This window comes from Yersinia pekkanenii, assembly GCF_001152565.1.
In the GTDB taxonomy this organism is placed as follows: Bacteria; Pseudomonadota; Gammaproteobacteria; order Enterobacterales; family Enterobacteriaceae; genus Yersinia; species Yersinia pekkanenii.
Map to the genome: position 1 here is coordinate 58,289 of NZ_CQAZ01000014.1, position 14,415 is coordinate 72,703.

A 14,415-nucleotide genomic window follows, 5' to 3' on the forward strand; every position below is an offset into this window, starting at 1 on the left:
TTACTTGAATGTTGATCAACCCACCACCACCCGCCCCATTTGGAATAGCACGCTTGCACAGGTTTCATCCTAATCATCGTTCCGGCTGACGGAGTACGGTGATTATTGCCTCTTCGACATACCCTGCCCTTTGAATTAGAGACCTCCCTCTCCACCCTATTGTTCCCGCTTACCGCTGGTTATATCTCAATTAATGTTTATTTTTGTGAAAACTTAAATTTTAAATCCAATTTAAATCAAAGCATTACATTACTTACATCACCTATTGTTAACAGTTGTGAGTTTAATCGCATTTAGTTACTGGGAAAAGCCTTATTTTTAACTTTATCAAACATTAAATAACTAAAATTAACATCCTCTATTTCTGTATAACGCCAGCGCGATAGCCAACAGGATTTTCGCTGAACCTTGTTCCCTGCAAATAATTAAAATAAGAGGCTCCATCATGTCTGAATCACCCACTGAACAATCAGTGACACCTAACCGAGTCCCTGCGGAGGATCATGCCTATCGCAAAGCCGCGTGGCATATTTTACCTTTACTGATGCTGTGTTATGTCGTCGCTTATTTGGATCGGGTTAATGTTGGCTTCGCCAAATTGCAAATGGCGGATGACTTACAGTTCTCAGAGGCGGTGTATGGATTCGGTGCCGGTATCTTCTTTATTGCCTACTTCTTTCTGGAAATCCCCAGTAACCTGATGCTGCATCGTGTCGGGGCGCGCTTGTGGATTGCACGCATTATGATCACCTGGGGCATCATCTCGGCGGGGATGGCTTTTGTCACCACACCGATGTCATTTTACGTGATGCGCTGCTTACTGGGGATTGCAGAGGCTGGTTTCTATCCCGGCGTCATTTTTTATCTTTCTTATTGGTTCCCAACAAACCGTCGTGGCCGTATGTATGCTTTATTCGCCACCGCCGTTCCGTTATCCGGCGTGATAGGGGCGCCGTTATCTGGCTGGATCATGGATGCCTTTAATGGCTTCCATGGCTTTGCCGGTTGGCAATGGATGTTTCTTCTGGAAGGTATTCCCTCAGTTTTAATCGGTATTTTGGTGATTTTTAAACTGACTGACCGTATCAGTCATGCCAAATGGCTCACTGACGAAGAGCAAAAGATCTTACAAACCAACATTGATAACGACACACAACATCATGTCCACAGCAGCCTGAAAGAGATCTTCCTACAACCCCGAGTCTGGCTGCTAACGCTTATCTATTTCTGCCTGATTGCCGGCTTCTACACTATTGGCTTCTGGTTACCGACACTGATTAAAGACAGTGGGGTGAAAGACGTACTGACTATTGGCCTGTTGAGTGCCATTCCTTACGCCGCTGCCGCCCTGACCATGATAGTAGTATCACGCAGCGCTGACCGTTTGCGGGAACGACGCTGGCATCTGGCCTTAACCGCCACCTTGGGTGGGATCGGGATGATTATTTCGGCCAGCTTCAGTGACAACATCGTTATTGCCATGATCGGTTTAACCCTGGGAGCAATGGGGGCATTGAGTACCTTGCCACTATTTTGGAGCTTGCCGACCGCTTTCCTCGGAGGGACGGCGGCGGCGGCGGGTATCGCCCTGATTAACTCTTGGGGTAACCTGGCCGGTTTTGTCGCACCTTATATGATGGGATACCTGAAAGACCTGACACAAAGTACCACTACCGGGATGCTGATTATTTCCACCATGCTATTTATTGGTGCGGCATTGGTATTTTTAGTTCCGGCCAAGACAGTGAACCGCTAACGACGCAGATAAAGGATAGATAATGAAGATAATGGTAACAGGGGCGGCAGGCTTTCTTGGTCGTCGGTTGATTGAACATCTATTGACACTGGACTATCTGACCGACCAACAGGGTAATCAGCGCAGTATCAGTAAGATACTGGCCTGTGATGTGGTGTCTCAGGATATTGCAGATAAACGGGTACAGGTTTTTTGCGGTGATATTGCCGATCCGCAATGGCTTGCCCAGGTTTTCACTCAACAAATTGACACGGTTTTTCACCTGGCGGCAATTGTCTCCAGTCAGGCAGAGGAAGATTTTGATTTAGGTATGCGTATCAACTTTGATGCTACCCGCAGTTTACTGGAACAGGCCCGTCGGCTTGGGCACTGCCCTAAAGTCATTATTACCAGCTCGGTGGCAGTATTTGGCGGTGAACTACCGGCAATCGTACCCGATGAACATCGGTGGTCGCCCCAGAGTTCCTATGGTACGCAAAAAGCCTTAAATGATTTATTGTTGGCAGATTATAGCCGCCGGGGATTTATTGATGGCCGTAGCCTGCGAATGCCAACCATTGTTGTTCGTCCAGGTAAACCAAACCGTGCCGCTTCCAGTTTTGCCAGCGGCATTATCCGTGAGCCGTTACAAGGTGTTGAGGTGATTTGCCCTGTTAGCCCGCAAACACCTTTATGGCTGTTATCGCCGAAAATGGCGATTAATAATCTGATCCATGGCCACCAATTGGATGCCCGTCAGCTTAAATCTGGCCGGGTTATTAATTTGCCAGGGTTATCCATCACGGTGCAGCAAATGATTGATGCATTACGGCGGATTGCGGGTGATGCCACCGTTGATCGTATTAAAATTCAGCAAGATCCATTGATTGAGAAAATTGTCAGCTCCTGGCCTGGGAATTTCGAGGCACATTATGCCAACGCGTTAGGCTTCAATAGCGATAAGGATTTTGACAGTATCATCAATGATTTTATTCTCGGTAATTTACCTGACAAGGTCACTAAGTTACTGGAATAGTTGGAGTCAAAACCAAGTTGTGTTCCCTCTGGAGAGGCTGACATCCAGAGAGTTAGCGCTGGGCTGAACCATCAGATAATGACATTCCCTTCCATAAGTAATCGTTTGCTAATTGCAAAAAATGTGGTTTTTACCCCTTGCAGAGAAACTACACGCGAGTATAATTCGCCACAATTTGCTGGGAGATATGATGGAAAGCCAAGCGCGTTTTGTTGAAAATGGCCCTCTTGATGGTCGACAAAATTGCCTGCCAACAGGCAGTCAACTGCCGTGGTTTCTCCCGTTGCTAAACCGATCCCGTAAAGCCCCTCGTTGAGGGGCTTTTTTTTGTCTGCTGATCGGGGCCAGATTAAGCATTACCACCAATTAAAATATATACCCTAAATAATTCGAGTTGCAGAAAGGCGGCAATTGAGTAAATCCCCAGGAGCTTACTTATTTTAAGGTCAACGACCAGTAAGTGACCGGGGTGAGCGAAAGCAGCCAACACACATGCAGCTTGAAGTATGACGGGTCACAGAGGAGAGCGAAATGGCCAACCCATTGTATCACAAGCACATCATCTCAATTAACGATTTATGTCGCGATGAACTGGAACTGGTGCTGCGCACCGCCGCCAGTCTGAAAAGTACGCCGCAACCTGAACTGTTAAAACACCAAGTGATCGCCAGTTGCTTTTTCGAAGCCTCAACCCGTACCCGCCTGTCATTTGAAACGTCCATCCACCGCTTAGGTGCCTCGGTGGTCGGTTTTTCTGATAGCAGCAATACATCCCTTGGCAAGAAAGGCGAGACGCTGGCTGACACCATCTCAGTGATCAGCACCTATGTGGATGCCATTGTCATCCGCCACCCACAGGAAGGCGCTGCCCGTCTGGCGGCTCAGTTCTCTGGTAATGTGCCGGTGGTCAATGCCGGTGACGGCGCGAACCAGCACCCGACGCAAACTCTGCTCGATTTATTCACTATCAAGGAAACCCAGGGCCGCCTCGATAACATCAATATCGCCATGGTCGGTGACCTGAAATATGGCCGCACCGTGCATTCACTGATGCAAGCGCTGGCAAAATTCAGCGGCAACCGCTTTTTCTTTATCGCCCCGGATGCATTGGCAATGCCGGCTTATCTACTGCAAATGCTGGAAGAAAAAGGTCTCGAATACAGCCTGCACGAAAGCATTGAAGAAGTGGTGCCAGAGCTGGATATTCTCTACATGACTCGGGTACAAAAAGAGCGTCTTGACCCATCGGAATACGCCAATGTCAAAGCTCAGTTTATCTTGCGCGCTGCTGATTTGAACGGCGCACGGGATAACCTCAAAGTGCTACACCCATTGCCGCGTATTGATGAAATTACCACCGATGTCGACAAAACACCCTATGCCTACTATTTCCAACAGGCAGGTAACGGGATTTTTGCCCGTCAGGCGCTGCTGGCACTGGTATTAAACGCAGAATTGGCTCTTTAAGGGGGGATTAAACATGACTCAGGATTACAAACTACAGGTTGAAGCGATTAAATGCGGTACCGTGATTGACCATATTCCGGCGCAAATCGGGTTCAAATTGTTGTCGCTGTTCAAACTGACCGCGACTGATCAGCGTATTACTATCGGCTTGAATCTACCGTCGAAGCGATCAGGCCGTAAAGATTTGATTAAAATAGAAAATACCTTCCTGACAGAGCAACAAGCCAACCAACTGGCAATGTATGCACCGGATGCTACCGTCAACCGTATTGATAACTACAACGTGGTGAAGAAACTCACCCTCAGCCTACCGGAACATATTGACGGTGTGCTGACTTGCCCGAACAGTAACTGCATCAGCCATAACGAGCCAGTCGATTCCAGCTTTAAAGTAAAAGCCAAACAGGGTGAGATTCACCTTAAATGTCAATATTGCGAGAAAGAATTCGATCATCAGGTGGTGCTACAAGCAGATTAGCCGCAAACTTAACACACGCGGGTTGCTGTAATCCCACTCATCTTTATAATATAGAAATCATTAAACCCAATAGATTTCATGGTGCAGGAAGGCGGTAAACGAGAGTCGCCAACACACCTGTGACGTGAAAGATGGCGGGTTCTTTCTGCATTATGTAAACCAGGAGCCACCATGTCACGCACTATCAGCACCGAGCTTGCCCCAGCCGCTATTGGTCCCTATGTTCAGGGCGTCGATCTGGGCAGTATGATCTTCACTTCTGGTCAGATCCCCGTTGATCCCAAAACCGGTCTGGTCGCCGACGATATTTCAGCCCAAACACGTCAGTCACTGGAAAATGTAAAAGCTATCATCGAAGCCGCTGGCCTGAAAGTTGCCGATGTGGTGAAAACGACCGTATTCGTTAAAGATCTGAATGATTTCAGCACGGTTAATGCCACTTACGAAGCATTCTTTACTGAACACAACGCGCCATTCCCTGCGCGTTCATGTGTTGAAGTTGCTCGTCTGCCAAAAGACGTGAAAATCGAAATTGAAGCTATCGCAGTACGTCGTTAATTCCGATGTAAAGCGGTATACGGCTGGCCTCAGTGCCAGCCATTTTCATTTGGTCATCTGCTGCCCCAATCATCACCATAGCAACTCGACTGAATTATGGGCGGGCAGTAATGGCCAACGATACACCGCAGGCTGCCGCATAGCGCCTTAAGGTCTGCCATGACGCCTTGGTAATATTATTCTCAAGGCGGTTTATTGCAGGAGGTTTAACCCCCATACGTTGGGCCACATCAGCTTTTGTGAGGCCTGCCTTGATACGCCATTCTGTTAACTGTTCGAGTAACGCATATTCATCAGCGGCTTCTTCGTAGGCTGCAATGGCCTCCGGCGTATTTAACAGACGTTTTTTGACATCAAAATGACTTATTGCAATGACTTTAGGCATCGGTTAAATCCTCCAATCGTTGTAAGGCCAACATAATCTCTGTAGGAGGTGTTCGCTCTGACTTTTTGACAAAACACCGTAGGATAAAAACTCGCTTCCCTTGCTGATAAACAAACAACGTTCGCGCTATATCAGCCCCAGACGCCCGTAGTTCAAATAACCCATCTTTAATTGGACGAGTAAGAGGAAAACGCAAACCATTCCCCCGGCATTCTAACTGATCCAATAGCCTAGCCATTTTACCGCGTAGAATATCCGGTAAACCTTCGACTTCCTGTACAGCCTCGGGGTGGTATAAAAGTTCAAACATTGCATGCTCCTTATGCTGTTGGAATTATTGCACAAGTTAATTTAACGCAAAAGATAATATTACCTTTTGCGTTAATATATTATTGGGCTTCCAAGAGAATATGAGCGAACCGAATCACCGTACCAAAGCTAGTCCCTAATCCAATAAATCCCCTCATACTCCCGCAATACCATCGGTTGCGGTTGGAAGGCGCTTTCACCGTAGCTACTCATTAATAATTGCCAGTTACCGTCTAACTCAATCCCCTCCGGCTGCCAGGATTGCGGTTCGCCGCTCAGGTTAGCGACCACCAGCAACTGCTTACCTTGCCAGCGACGTAAATAACACCATAAGTCTGGGTGCTGTGGGCAGAGGTCCTGATAGTCACCGAAAGTGAAAACATCATGTTGCTTACGCAGAGCGATCAAATATTGATAGGCATAGAATACTGAATCAGCATCTGCCAACGCAGCAGCGACGTTAATCTCATCGCTGCTGTTAATGTTGATATCGCTGTTATTCATGCGGGTGCAGTTGTTCATGCGGGTATAGTTACTGCAAAGGTCAATCCACGGCGTACCTTGGCTAAATCCGGCATTACGGCTGCGGTCCCATTGCATCGGGGTTCGGCCATTATCACGGGATTTACTCGCCAGAATCGCCAGTAATTCATCAGTATCCCGCCCCTCGGCACTTAATTCAGCAAACATATTCAGGCTTTCTACATCACGGTATTGGTCTATTGAGGTGAAATTAGGATTGGTCATGCCAATCTCTTCACCCTGATAGATATAAGGTGTGCCCTGCATACCATGCAGCACCATTGCCAGCATCTTGGCCGCAGGCAAGCGCAGCGCACCCTCGTCACCAAAGCGCGACACAATGCGCGGCTGGTCGTGGTTACACCAGAACAACGCATTCCATGCACGGTTGTGCATCCCCTGCTGCCACTGGTTAAAAATCTGCTTGAGTTCTACCCGGTTCGGCGGCATCAGCGACCATTTTTCGCCATCGAGATAATCCACTTTCAGATGGTGGAAATTAAAGGTCATTGATAGCTCATCGCCACCTAATGCGGCATAACGCTGACAATGTTCCAGGCGGGTGGAAGACATCTCACCCACCGTCATCAGGCCGCGCGGCTGAAAGACATCACGGCTCATTTCCTGTAAAAATTCGTGGATACGCGGGCCATCGGTGTAGAAACGGCGGCCATCACCGGTAAAGTCATCAGGGAAATCCTGCTGTTTGGACACTAAATTGATCACATCCAAGCGCAAACCATCAACACCGATATCAGCCCAAAACTCGCACACTTTCTTCAGTTCATCGCGCACCGGCTGGTGTTCCCAGTTCAGATCAGCCTGTTCGGTAGCAAACAAATGCAGATAATATTGGCCACTGGCCGCGTGCCATTGCCAGGCATTGCCGCCAAATTTAGAGCGCCAGTTATTCGGTAAATTATCACCGTCCCCATCACGCCAAATATAAAACTGGCGGTACCGGCTATTACGATCCTGAGAGGCTTTAAACCAGGCATGCTCAGTAGACGTGTGATTAAACACCATATCCATCACGATACGAATACCACGCTGATGGGCGGCGGCAACCAGATTTTTGAAGTCTTCCAATGTGCCATAAGCCGGGTCAATGGCGCAGTAATCCGCGACGTCATAGCCGTTATCCACCTGCGGTGAAACATAGACCGGTGTCAGCCAAATGGCGTCAATACCGAGCTTTTGCAGATAATCCAAACGCTGCGTCACACCCGCCAGATCACCGTAACCATTACCGGTGCTGTCCTGAAAACTCTTCGGGTAAATCTGATAAATGACGCCGTTTTGCCACCAAGGGATAGGATTATTCATAGCAGACTCTTATTTGTAGAAAAAACCGCGAAAATTGAAAAATGACTCCGCCACACGCTAGCCGTGGCGGAGGAGCATGACTTAGACCGGCAACTCGCCGCGACGCTCTTTACGTTTATAAACCATGATGGTCAGGAACAACGGCACCACAATCGCCACTAACATCGCCAGGGCATAAATTCCCCAAAACTGCGGCTTAATGGATAAAATACCCGGCAAGCCTCCCACACCGATGCCGTTCGCCATCACACCGGTCAGCCCGCAAATCAGGCCCGCCAATGCAGAACCAATCATGGCGCAGAGCATTGGGAAGCGATATTTGAGGTTGATACCGTACATTGCCGGTTCGGTGACGCCAAGATAGGCTGAGATTGCCGCAGGTACCGAGATTTCACGCTCGTTAACCTTACGGCTAATGATGATGATACCCAATACCGCAGAGGCTTGTGCGATGTTTGACAGTGCAATCAGCGGCCAGACCGGCGTGCCACCCATGCTCTGAATCATCTGCATATCGATGGCCAACGTGGTCTGATGTACGCCGGTAATGACCAGCGGCGCATACAGGAAACCAAATAATGCGGCCCCAATCGGCGCGAAACTGCCGGTCATCACCGCTTTCACGCCCCATGCCACACCATCACCAATCATGCGACCAAATGGCCCGATCAGCGTATGGGCGAGGAACACCGCCAACAGCAAGGAAACCACCGGCACCACCACCAGATAAAGGTAAGCGGGGATAATTTTCTTTAGATTAGTTTCAATCCAGCCCAAGGCCAGACCAGCCAGAATCGAGGGAATGACCTGAGCCTGATAACCCACTTTTTCAATGGTAAACCAGCCAAAGTTCCACACCTCAGGGATCTGTTGCCCCAGCAGATAAGAGTTCATCAACTGCGGTGAGACCAAGGTTATCCCCAGAACAATCCCCAACACCGGCGTACCGCCCATTTTCTTCACGGTCGACCAGCAGATAGCCACCGGTAAGTAGAAGAAGATGGCTTCTCCCAATAACCAAAGGAAGTCGTAAATGGTTTTCCACGCCGGATACATCTGTGCCAGCGTTTTGCCGTCGGACATCGGGATATCACCGATCACGTTACGGAAGCCAAGGATCAAGCCTCCGCTGATCAATGCCGGTAACAGCGGGAAGAAGATCTCTGCAAAGTGAGAAATTCCGCGCTCAAACCACGTCATATTCTGCCGTGCAGCCAGTTTGGCTTGCTCTTTATCCACCTCATTCAGGCCAATCTTAGCAATTAACGCTTGGTAGTAATCATCAACTTCCGGCCCGATAACCACTTGAAATTGCCCGGCATTGGTAAAGCAGCCTTTGACCATCGATAAGTTTTCGATCTCTTTTGGCGAGGCTTTAGACGGGTCATTTAAAACAAATCGTAGCCGGGTAATGCAGTGGCTGACGGTGGCAATATTGTCTCTGCCTCCCACCAGTACGATCAATTGATCGATGTCTTGTTGTTTTACTTTGCTCATTTCAACGTACCTTCATAAAAGGTGGGATAGCGTACAAGGTATGAGACTTGCTTAATAAAAGAGGTAAGGTCTGTCTTAAAGAAAAAATCACACCAATAGCCGATTAAATACTCGGCTAATTAAAGATTAGCTATGTATTTATTTTTATAAAATGGGAACGTTCCCTACTTGGGTTGAAGATCACAATTTAGCCATTATTTGCCACAAACAATTTGTCACAAACAAGCTGCCGCAGAGTATTCCCACCTCTCAGGGTGGGATTGCAAATAGCATCACGATGAGAAAAAAGAATCAGGTGAGTTGGCCGGGGATAATAATCTGTTGAATTGACTGACTACGATTAAGTTGATCAAGGAGTTGCAGCGCCGCTTTCTCGCCTGCGCTGCCATAACCCAGTTCGACTGATAGGGTGTTAGGGAACAGAAAGTGCAATAGCGGCGTATTACCAATGCCACATACCTGAATATGTTGCTGACCTTGCTGCTGCAAGTACTTACTCACTCCCATGGCGATGGTATCAGAGGCACACACCAGCGCCGAGGTATCAGGCTTGATCACCTGAGGTGCCAGCTGAAAGCCACTTTGATAACTCAGTTCACCCAAGGCAACCGTAGCTACCAAGCCATGCTGCTGGCTATAATCAAGATAAGATTGATGACGGCGCATGCCGGTGGTGGCATCCGACGGCTGCACACCGATATAGCTGATATGGCGATGCCCAGCTTGGCGTAACTTATCCATCAACAGACGCACAGCCCCGTCGTCGTCGTAGCATACGGAAGAAAAACCGGGGTACTCCCGCGCCAGTACGACCATTTTCTCCTGCCACGGCGAGAGCATTTCTGCGGTTAACCCAGAGAAACCAAACAGAATCACACCATCCACATGGCGCTGTTGCAGGACATGTAAATGCTCACTAACCAATGCGGGATCAAACTGGCTCTCCATCAGGATAGGGTCGTAACCTTGCTGATAGAACAGTGGCAACATGGTGCGTACCGCCTGATTTTCGGACGGTGAATCCAGGCGTGATACCATGATGGCCACAACTTTATCGCTCTGTCCGCGCATAGCACGAGCTGATTTTGATGGCGTAAAACCTTGCTGACGGATCACTGCCTCTACCCGTTCCCGGGTCTGTGGGCTGACACTGCCTTCATTATTCAGTACCCGCGAAACCGTGGATTTTCCAACTCCACTCATGCGGGCAATGTCCTTAATGGTCAAACGGTTTTGCATGGTTTACCTAATGTTTAGGTTTAGAAATATATAATAAATAGATTATTTATATTTAAATCAGTCGTGGGAAGTTTAGCATGCACATAATCAGACTCAGCGCATGATATCCTAATGACTCGCGCATATTACTACCCTAACGGATTATCTGACCGTCAGGGTGGTTTTTTGCCGTGGCAAAATTAGTTATGCCGTTTAAGGTCTGTCTAGCTGTTTGGTTGCTAAGCTGATGGTTAGATACCCGTAGTTATCAAGTAAAGGGGTAGATATCGCCTAACACCTACCTTGTCTTTCAACTTACCGGAGGTGAATTACACAGTGGACCCAGTACCCTCGATCGACACCCTTTGGGTGCACCGGTAAGGTCATTCCCCGTCTGACGTGGCCGCCTTACCTGAAATAGTCTGGTAGGCAGTCACTGCGCACTTTCCCCGCTTCCCCGCGTTGGTTTCTGCTAATAATGTTTTTTGCTATCTCTACGGCAGGCTTGCCGTGGGCGCAACATGAAGATCGTTCATGGCATGACAGTAAGGTTAGAACCATGCAAGTTAAAAATTTCACCCGGCAGTTGCTCAATGTGTTGAGCCGTAGCCTGCCCCGCCGCCTGATCCGCCGCGAAACCATGTTAGAAGGTTTGCCACAGAGAAGTGCGGCCAAAGACTTGCCAGCAGCACTGACTCAACAACGTTTGCAGTGTGCAAATGAAACACCACAACAACTTTATGCGCGCTTTAAGAGCCACCCTGAAGGTCTGACCGAGCAGGAAGCGGAGATAATTCGCCTGCACAGTGGCAGTAATCTGATTGAAAATCAGCAAACTACCAGTGGCTGGGTTCACTTATGGCACTGTTATCGTAACCCATTTAACTTACTGCTAACCATTCTGGCCCTGATTTCCTATGCGACTGAAGATCTCACTGCCGCGCTGGTGATTGGTGCCATGGTATTCATTTCCACCTTGATGCATTTTATTCAGGAAGCACGCTCTAACCGCGCGGCAGATGCGTTGAAAGCCATGGTCAGCAACACCGCCACGGTTCTTCGCAGCGATGCACATACCGGTAAAAGCGAGCACCACGAACTGCCCATTTCCCAATTAGTCCCCGGCGATATAATTAAACTGTCTGCTGGCGATATGATCCCGGCGGATTTACGTATTTTGGTCGCGAAGGATCTGTTTATCAGCCAAGCCTCATTGACCGGTGAATCGCTACCGGTTGAGAAAGTGGCGCAGTGCCGTGAGTGTGACGAACCGAATCCCCTGGAACGGGATACCCTGTGCTTTATGGGTACCAATGTGGTGAGCGGATCGGCACTGGCGATAGTGATCGGTACCGGTAATCAAACCTATTTTGGTCTGCTGGCTGAACGGGTTACCCATCAGGATGAGCAACCTAACGCCTTCCAGAGTGGCATCAGTAAAGTCAGTTGGCTGTTGATCCGTTTTATGTTGGTCATGACACCGATAGTGTTACTGATCAACGGTTTTACCAAAGGCGACTGGTGGGAAGCCGCCCTGTTCGCCCTGTCCGTCGCCGTGGGCTTAACCCCGGAAATGCTGCCGATGATCGTGACCTCGACCTTGGCAAAAGGGGCAGTAAAACTATCGAAACAGCAAGTTATTGTTAAACGACTGGATGCGATTCAGAACTTTGGCGCAATGGATATTCTGTGTACCGATAAGACCGGTACTCTGACCCAAGACAAAATCGTGTTGGAGAGCCATACCGATGTATTGGGTGCCAACTGCGAACGGGTACTGCGCTATGCCTGGCTTAACAGTTACTACCAAACCGGATTAAAAAATTTGCTGGATGTGGCCGTGCTTTCTTCCATGGCGGATTCAACTGCGGCTCAATCGCAGGCGGCTGACACATTAGCAGGTTACCGTAAAATCGATGAGATCCCGTTCGATTTTGAACGCCGCCGCATGTCAGTCGTGGTCAGAGATAAAGCGGATTATCACGAACTTATCTGCAAGGGCGCACTGGAGGAGATGCTGTCTATTTGCCGCCATGCCCGTCAGGGGGATGAGGTTATCCCATTAACTGACGCGCTGCTGACCCGTATCCGCCGTGTTACTGATGAACAAAACCAGCAAGGGCTGCGGGTGGTTGCAGTTGCGACCCGCATCATGCCTGCTTATCAGCGCGATTACGCCGTTATCGATGAATATGACCTGATTCTGGAAGGGTATATCGCCTTCCTCGATCCCCCCAAAGAGAGCACCGCTCCGGCACTACTGGCCCTGAAAAAAAGTGGTATCAACGTCAAAATTCTTACCGGCGACAATGAGTTAGTGGCCCGTAAGGTCTGTAAAAATGTCGGATTATCTGTCGCGCATGTCTTGCGCGGCAGTGATATTGAGCAGATGACCGAAGCCACCCGTACCACCACGGTGTTTGCCAAGCTGACACCGATGCATAAAGAACGCATCGTGCAAAACCTACGAGAAGCAGGCCATGTGGTGGGTTTTATGGGAGATGGCATCAATGATGCTCCGGCATTACGGGCTGCTGACATCGGGATTTCTGTGGATTCTGCGGTGGATATCGCCAAAGAAGCTGCTGATATTATTTTGCTGGAAAAAAGCTTGATGGTACTGGAACAGGGGGTACTCGAAGGCCGCCGCACCTTCGCCAACATGCTGAAATACATAAAAATGACCGCCAGCTCCAACTTTGGTAACGTCTTCAGCGTACTGATTGCCAGTGCATTCTTACCCTTCTTGCCAATGTTGCCATTGCATTTACTCATCCAGAACCTGATGTACGATATTTCTCAGATTGCGATCCCATTCGATAACGTCGACGAAGAACAACTGGCCAAGCCACAACGCTGGAACGTCGGTGATTTAGGGCGTTTTATGGTGTTCTTTGGCCCGATAAGTTCAATTTTTGACGTACTGACCTTTAGCCTGATGTGGTGGGTATTTAAGGCTAATACACCGGAAATGCAGACATTGTTCCAATCCGGTTGGTTTGTCGAAGGGCTGCTGTCCCAGACCTTAATTGTACATATGATCCGTACCCGTAAGATCCCGTTTATTCAGAGCCGCGCCTCATGGCCGCTGTGCCTGATGACACTGGCGGTAGTGGTGATTGGTATCGGGCTGACCTTCTCACCACTGGCAGGATCCCTGCAATTGCAGGCGCTGCCACTGTCGTACTTCCCCTGGCTGATGGTGATCCTTGCCGGTTATATGGTGACAACGCAGTTAATGAAAGGGTGGTTTGTGCGGCGATATGGCTGGCAGTGATTTGATTTTTAATGCAGCGTGTGTTGCGCAAAGCGAAACACAAGGGACTGCAACGCTTCTTTGAAACGGGTTCTGCTGCGGGCGTTAACCCGCAGCATGTTAAGCGCCTCCGTGACCGTTTGCGATTTATCGACTTGGCGGAAACAATTGAAGATATCAATGTCGCGGGGTACAAACTCCACTCGTTACAGGGTGACAGGGAAAACATCTGGTCAGTAACGGTGAGCGGGAACTGGCGCATTACGTTCGAGTTTAAAAACGGAGATGCGTTTATTCTTAACTACGAGGACTATCACTAATGAAAATGCATAATCCCCCACATCCGGGAGAAATGATTGAAGGCATCCTCGAAGATCTAAATCTACGGATTAGGGAGTTGGCGAGAGCATTAAACGTTGCGCTGTCCACTGTGCAGCGCCTTGTCTCCTGTCACTCCGCAGTTTCGCCGGAAATGGCGGTGAAATTGGCGGCGGTTCTGGGAAGCACCCCGGCCATGTGGCTCCGCCTTCAGGCGGCTTATGATCGCGGAAAAGCAGAAGAGAACATTGATGTTTCGAATCTGACTAAATTATATAAGCCGGAACCCGTATCGCTGCATAACTGATAC

Annotated in this window: 14 protein-coding genes; 9 read left to right on the top strand and 5 right to left on the bottom strand. The window is 48.9% G+C overall.

Translation table 11 applies throughout. From position 1 onward, the window contains the following. The first annotated feature begins 445 nt into the window (after positions 1-445). The 6 genes from AEP37_RS09150 to ridA all read left to right on the top strand — a co-directional run bounded on the left by AEP37_RS09150 (position 446) and on the right by ridA (position 5,274). Positions 446-1,756 (top strand): MFS transporter, encoded by a 1,311-nt coding sequence (locus tag AEP37_RS09150; protein WP_049612576.1) that lies wholly within the window; start codon positions 446-448, stop codon positions 1,754-1,756. Between the two features lie 22 nt (positions 1,757-1,778). Beyond that, entirely contained in the window at positions 1,779-2,771 is a 993-nt protein-coding gene (denD, locus tag AEP37_RS09155) for a D-erythronate dehydrogenase (RefSeq protein ID WP_049612578.1), read from the top strand. 187 nt (positions 2,772-2,958) lie between these two features. Further along, entirely contained in the window at positions 2,959-3,087 is a 129-nt protein-coding gene (locus AEP37_RS27565; protein ID WP_280512712.1) for a hypothetical protein, read from the top strand. Between the two features lie 215 nt (positions 3,088-3,302). Continuing rightward, on the top strand, positions 3,303-4,238 hold the full coding sequence (gene pyrB, locus AEP37_RS09160) for an aspartate carbamoyltransferase (protein WP_049612580.1): 936 nt from the start codon (positions 3,303-3,305) through the stop codon (positions 4,236-4,238). 13 nt (positions 4,239-4,251) lie between these two features. Beyond that, positions 4,252-4,716: an aspartate carbamoyltransferase regulatory subunit gene (pyrI, locus tag AEP37_RS09165; protein WP_049612582.1), complete on the top strand. Its 465-nt coding sequence runs from the start codon at positions 4,252-4,254 to the stop codon at positions 4,714-4,716. A 171-nt stretch (positions 4,717-4,887) separates the two neighbouring features. After that, the gene (ridA, locus tag AEP37_RS09170) at positions 4,888-5,274 is read left to right on the top strand and encodes a 2-iminobutanoate/2-iminopropanoate deaminase (RefSeq protein ID WP_049612584.1); all 387 of its coding nucleotides are present in this window, start codon (positions 4,888-4,890) and stop codon (positions 5,272-5,274) included. A 94-nt stretch (positions 5,275-5,368) separates the two neighbouring features. Here the strand turns inward: ridA and AEP37_RS09175 are convergent, their stop codons facing one another. The 5 genes from AEP37_RS09175 to treR all read right to left on the bottom strand — a co-directional run bounded on the left by AEP37_RS09175 (position 5,369) and on the right by treR (position 10,552). Beyond that, positions 5,369-5,659, bottom strand: coding sequence for a helix-turn-helix domain-containing protein (locus AEP37_RS09175; RefSeq protein WP_049612585.1), 291 nt, complete (start codon positions 5,657-5,659; stop codon positions 5,369-5,371). Continuing rightward, entirely contained in the window at positions 5,652-5,969 is a 318-nt protein-coding gene (locus tag AEP37_RS09180; RefSeq protein WP_049612588.1) for a type II toxin-antitoxin system RelE/ParE family toxin, read from the bottom strand. The genes AEP37_RS09175 and AEP37_RS09180 overlap by 8 nt, the downstream gene beginning before the upstream one ends. A gap of 128 nt (positions 5,970-6,097) precedes the next feature. Next, positions 6,098-7,816: an alpha,alpha-phosphotrehalase gene (locus AEP37_RS09185; protein WP_049612590.1), complete on the bottom strand. Its 1,719-nt coding sequence runs from the start codon at positions 7,814-7,816 to the stop codon at positions 6,098-6,100. An 81-nt stretch (positions 7,817-7,897) separates the two neighbouring features. Beyond that, positions 7,898-9,313, bottom strand: a complete 1,416-nt coding sequence (treB, locus tag AEP37_RS09190) for a PTS trehalose transporter subunit IIBC (RefSeq protein ID WP_049612592.1) — start codon at positions 9,311-9,313, stop codon at positions 7,898-7,900. A 291-nt stretch (positions 9,314-9,604) separates the two neighbouring features. Further along, on the bottom strand, positions 9,605-10,552 hold the full coding sequence (gene treR, locus AEP37_RS09195; protein WP_049612594.1) for a trehalose operon repressor TreR: 948 nt from the start codon (positions 10,550-10,552) through the stop codon (positions 9,605-9,607). A gap of 538 nt (positions 10,553-11,090) precedes the next feature. Here treR and mgtA point away from each other — a divergent pair. The 3 genes from mgtA to AEP37_RS09210 are packed head-to-tail and all read left to right on the top strand — an operon-like array spanning position 11,091 to position 14,412. Next, positions 11,091-13,808 carry a magnesium-translocating P-type ATPase gene (mgtA, locus tag AEP37_RS09200; protein ID WP_049612653.1) on the top strand — a complete coding sequence of 906 codons (2,718 nt, stop codon included), beginning with the start codon at positions 11,091-11,093 and terminating at the stop codon, positions 13,806-13,808. 11 nt (positions 13,809-13,819) lie between these two features. Continuing rightward, positions 13,820-14,107, top strand: a complete 288-nt coding sequence (locus tag AEP37_RS09205) for a type II toxin-antitoxin system RelE/ParE family toxin (RefSeq protein WP_408068324.1) — start codon at positions 13,820-13,822, stop codon at positions 14,105-14,107. Beyond that, complete coding sequence (locus AEP37_RS09210; protein ID WP_049612596.1) at positions 14,107-14,412, top strand: HigA family addiction module antitoxin; 306 nt, start codon at positions 14,107-14,109, stop codon at positions 14,410-14,412. The genes AEP37_RS09205 and AEP37_RS09210 overlap by 1 nt, the downstream gene beginning before the upstream one ends. The last annotated feature ends 3 nt before the right edge of the window (positions 14,413-14,415 follow it).

What these genes read in the sequence shown, in the direction of transcription:
- ridA (WP_049612584.1), top strand. Translation starts at nt 4,888, where the DNA reads ATGTCACGCACTATCAGCACCGAGCTTGCCCCAGCCGCTATTGGTCCC.
- denD (WP_049612578.1), top strand. Translation starts at nt 1,779, where the DNA reads ATGAAGATAATGGTAACAGGGGCGGCAGGCTTTCTTGGTCGTCGGTTG.
- AEP37_RS09210 (WP_049612596.1), top strand. Translation starts at nt 14,107, where the DNA reads ATGAAAATGCATAATCCCCCACATCCGGGAGAAATGATTGAAGGCATC.
- treR (WP_049612594.1), bottom strand. Translation starts at nt 10,552, where the DNA reads ATGCAAAACCGTTTGACCATTAAGGACATTGCCCGCATGAGTGGAGTT.
- pyrB (WP_049612580.1), top strand. Translation starts at nt 3,303, where the DNA reads ATGGCCAACCCATTGTATCACAAGCACATCATCTCAATTAACGATTTA.
- AEP37_RS09180 (WP_049612588.1), bottom strand. Translation starts at nt 5,969, where the DNA reads ATGTTTGAACTTTTATACCACCCCGAGGCTGTACAGGAAGTCGAAGGT.
- AEP37_RS09205 (WP_408068324.1), top strand. Translation starts at nt 13,820, where the DNA reads ATGCAGCGTGTGTTGCGCAAAGCGAAACACAAGGGACTGCAACGCTTC.
- pyrI (WP_049612582.1), top strand. Translation starts at nt 4,252, where the DNA reads ATGACTCAGGATTACAAACTACAGGTTGAAGCGATTAAATGCGGTACC.
- AEP37_RS09150 (WP_049612576.1), top strand. Translation starts at nt 446, where the DNA reads ATGTCTGAATCACCCACTGAACAATCAGTGACACCTAACCGAGTCCCT.
- treB (WP_049612592.1), bottom strand. Translation starts at nt 9,313, where the DNA reads ATGAGCAAAGTAAAACAACAAGACATCGATCAATTGATCGTACTGGTG.
- AEP37_RS09185 (WP_049612590.1), bottom strand. Translation starts at nt 7,816, where the DNA reads ATGAATAATCCTATCCCTTGGTGGCAAAACGGCGTCATTTATCAGATT.
- AEP37_RS27565 (WP_280512712.1), top strand. Translation starts at nt 2,959, where the DNA reads ATGATGGAAAGCCAAGCGCGTTTTGTTGAAAATGGCCCTCTTGATGGT.
- mgtA (WP_049612653.1), top strand. Translation starts at nt 11,091, where the DNA reads ATGCAAGTTAAAAATTTCACCCGGCAGTTGCTCAATGTGTTGAGCCGT.
- AEP37_RS09175 (WP_049612585.1), bottom strand. Translation starts at nt 5,659, where the DNA reads ATGCCTAAAGTCATTGCAATAAGTCATTTTGATGTCAAAAAACGTCTG.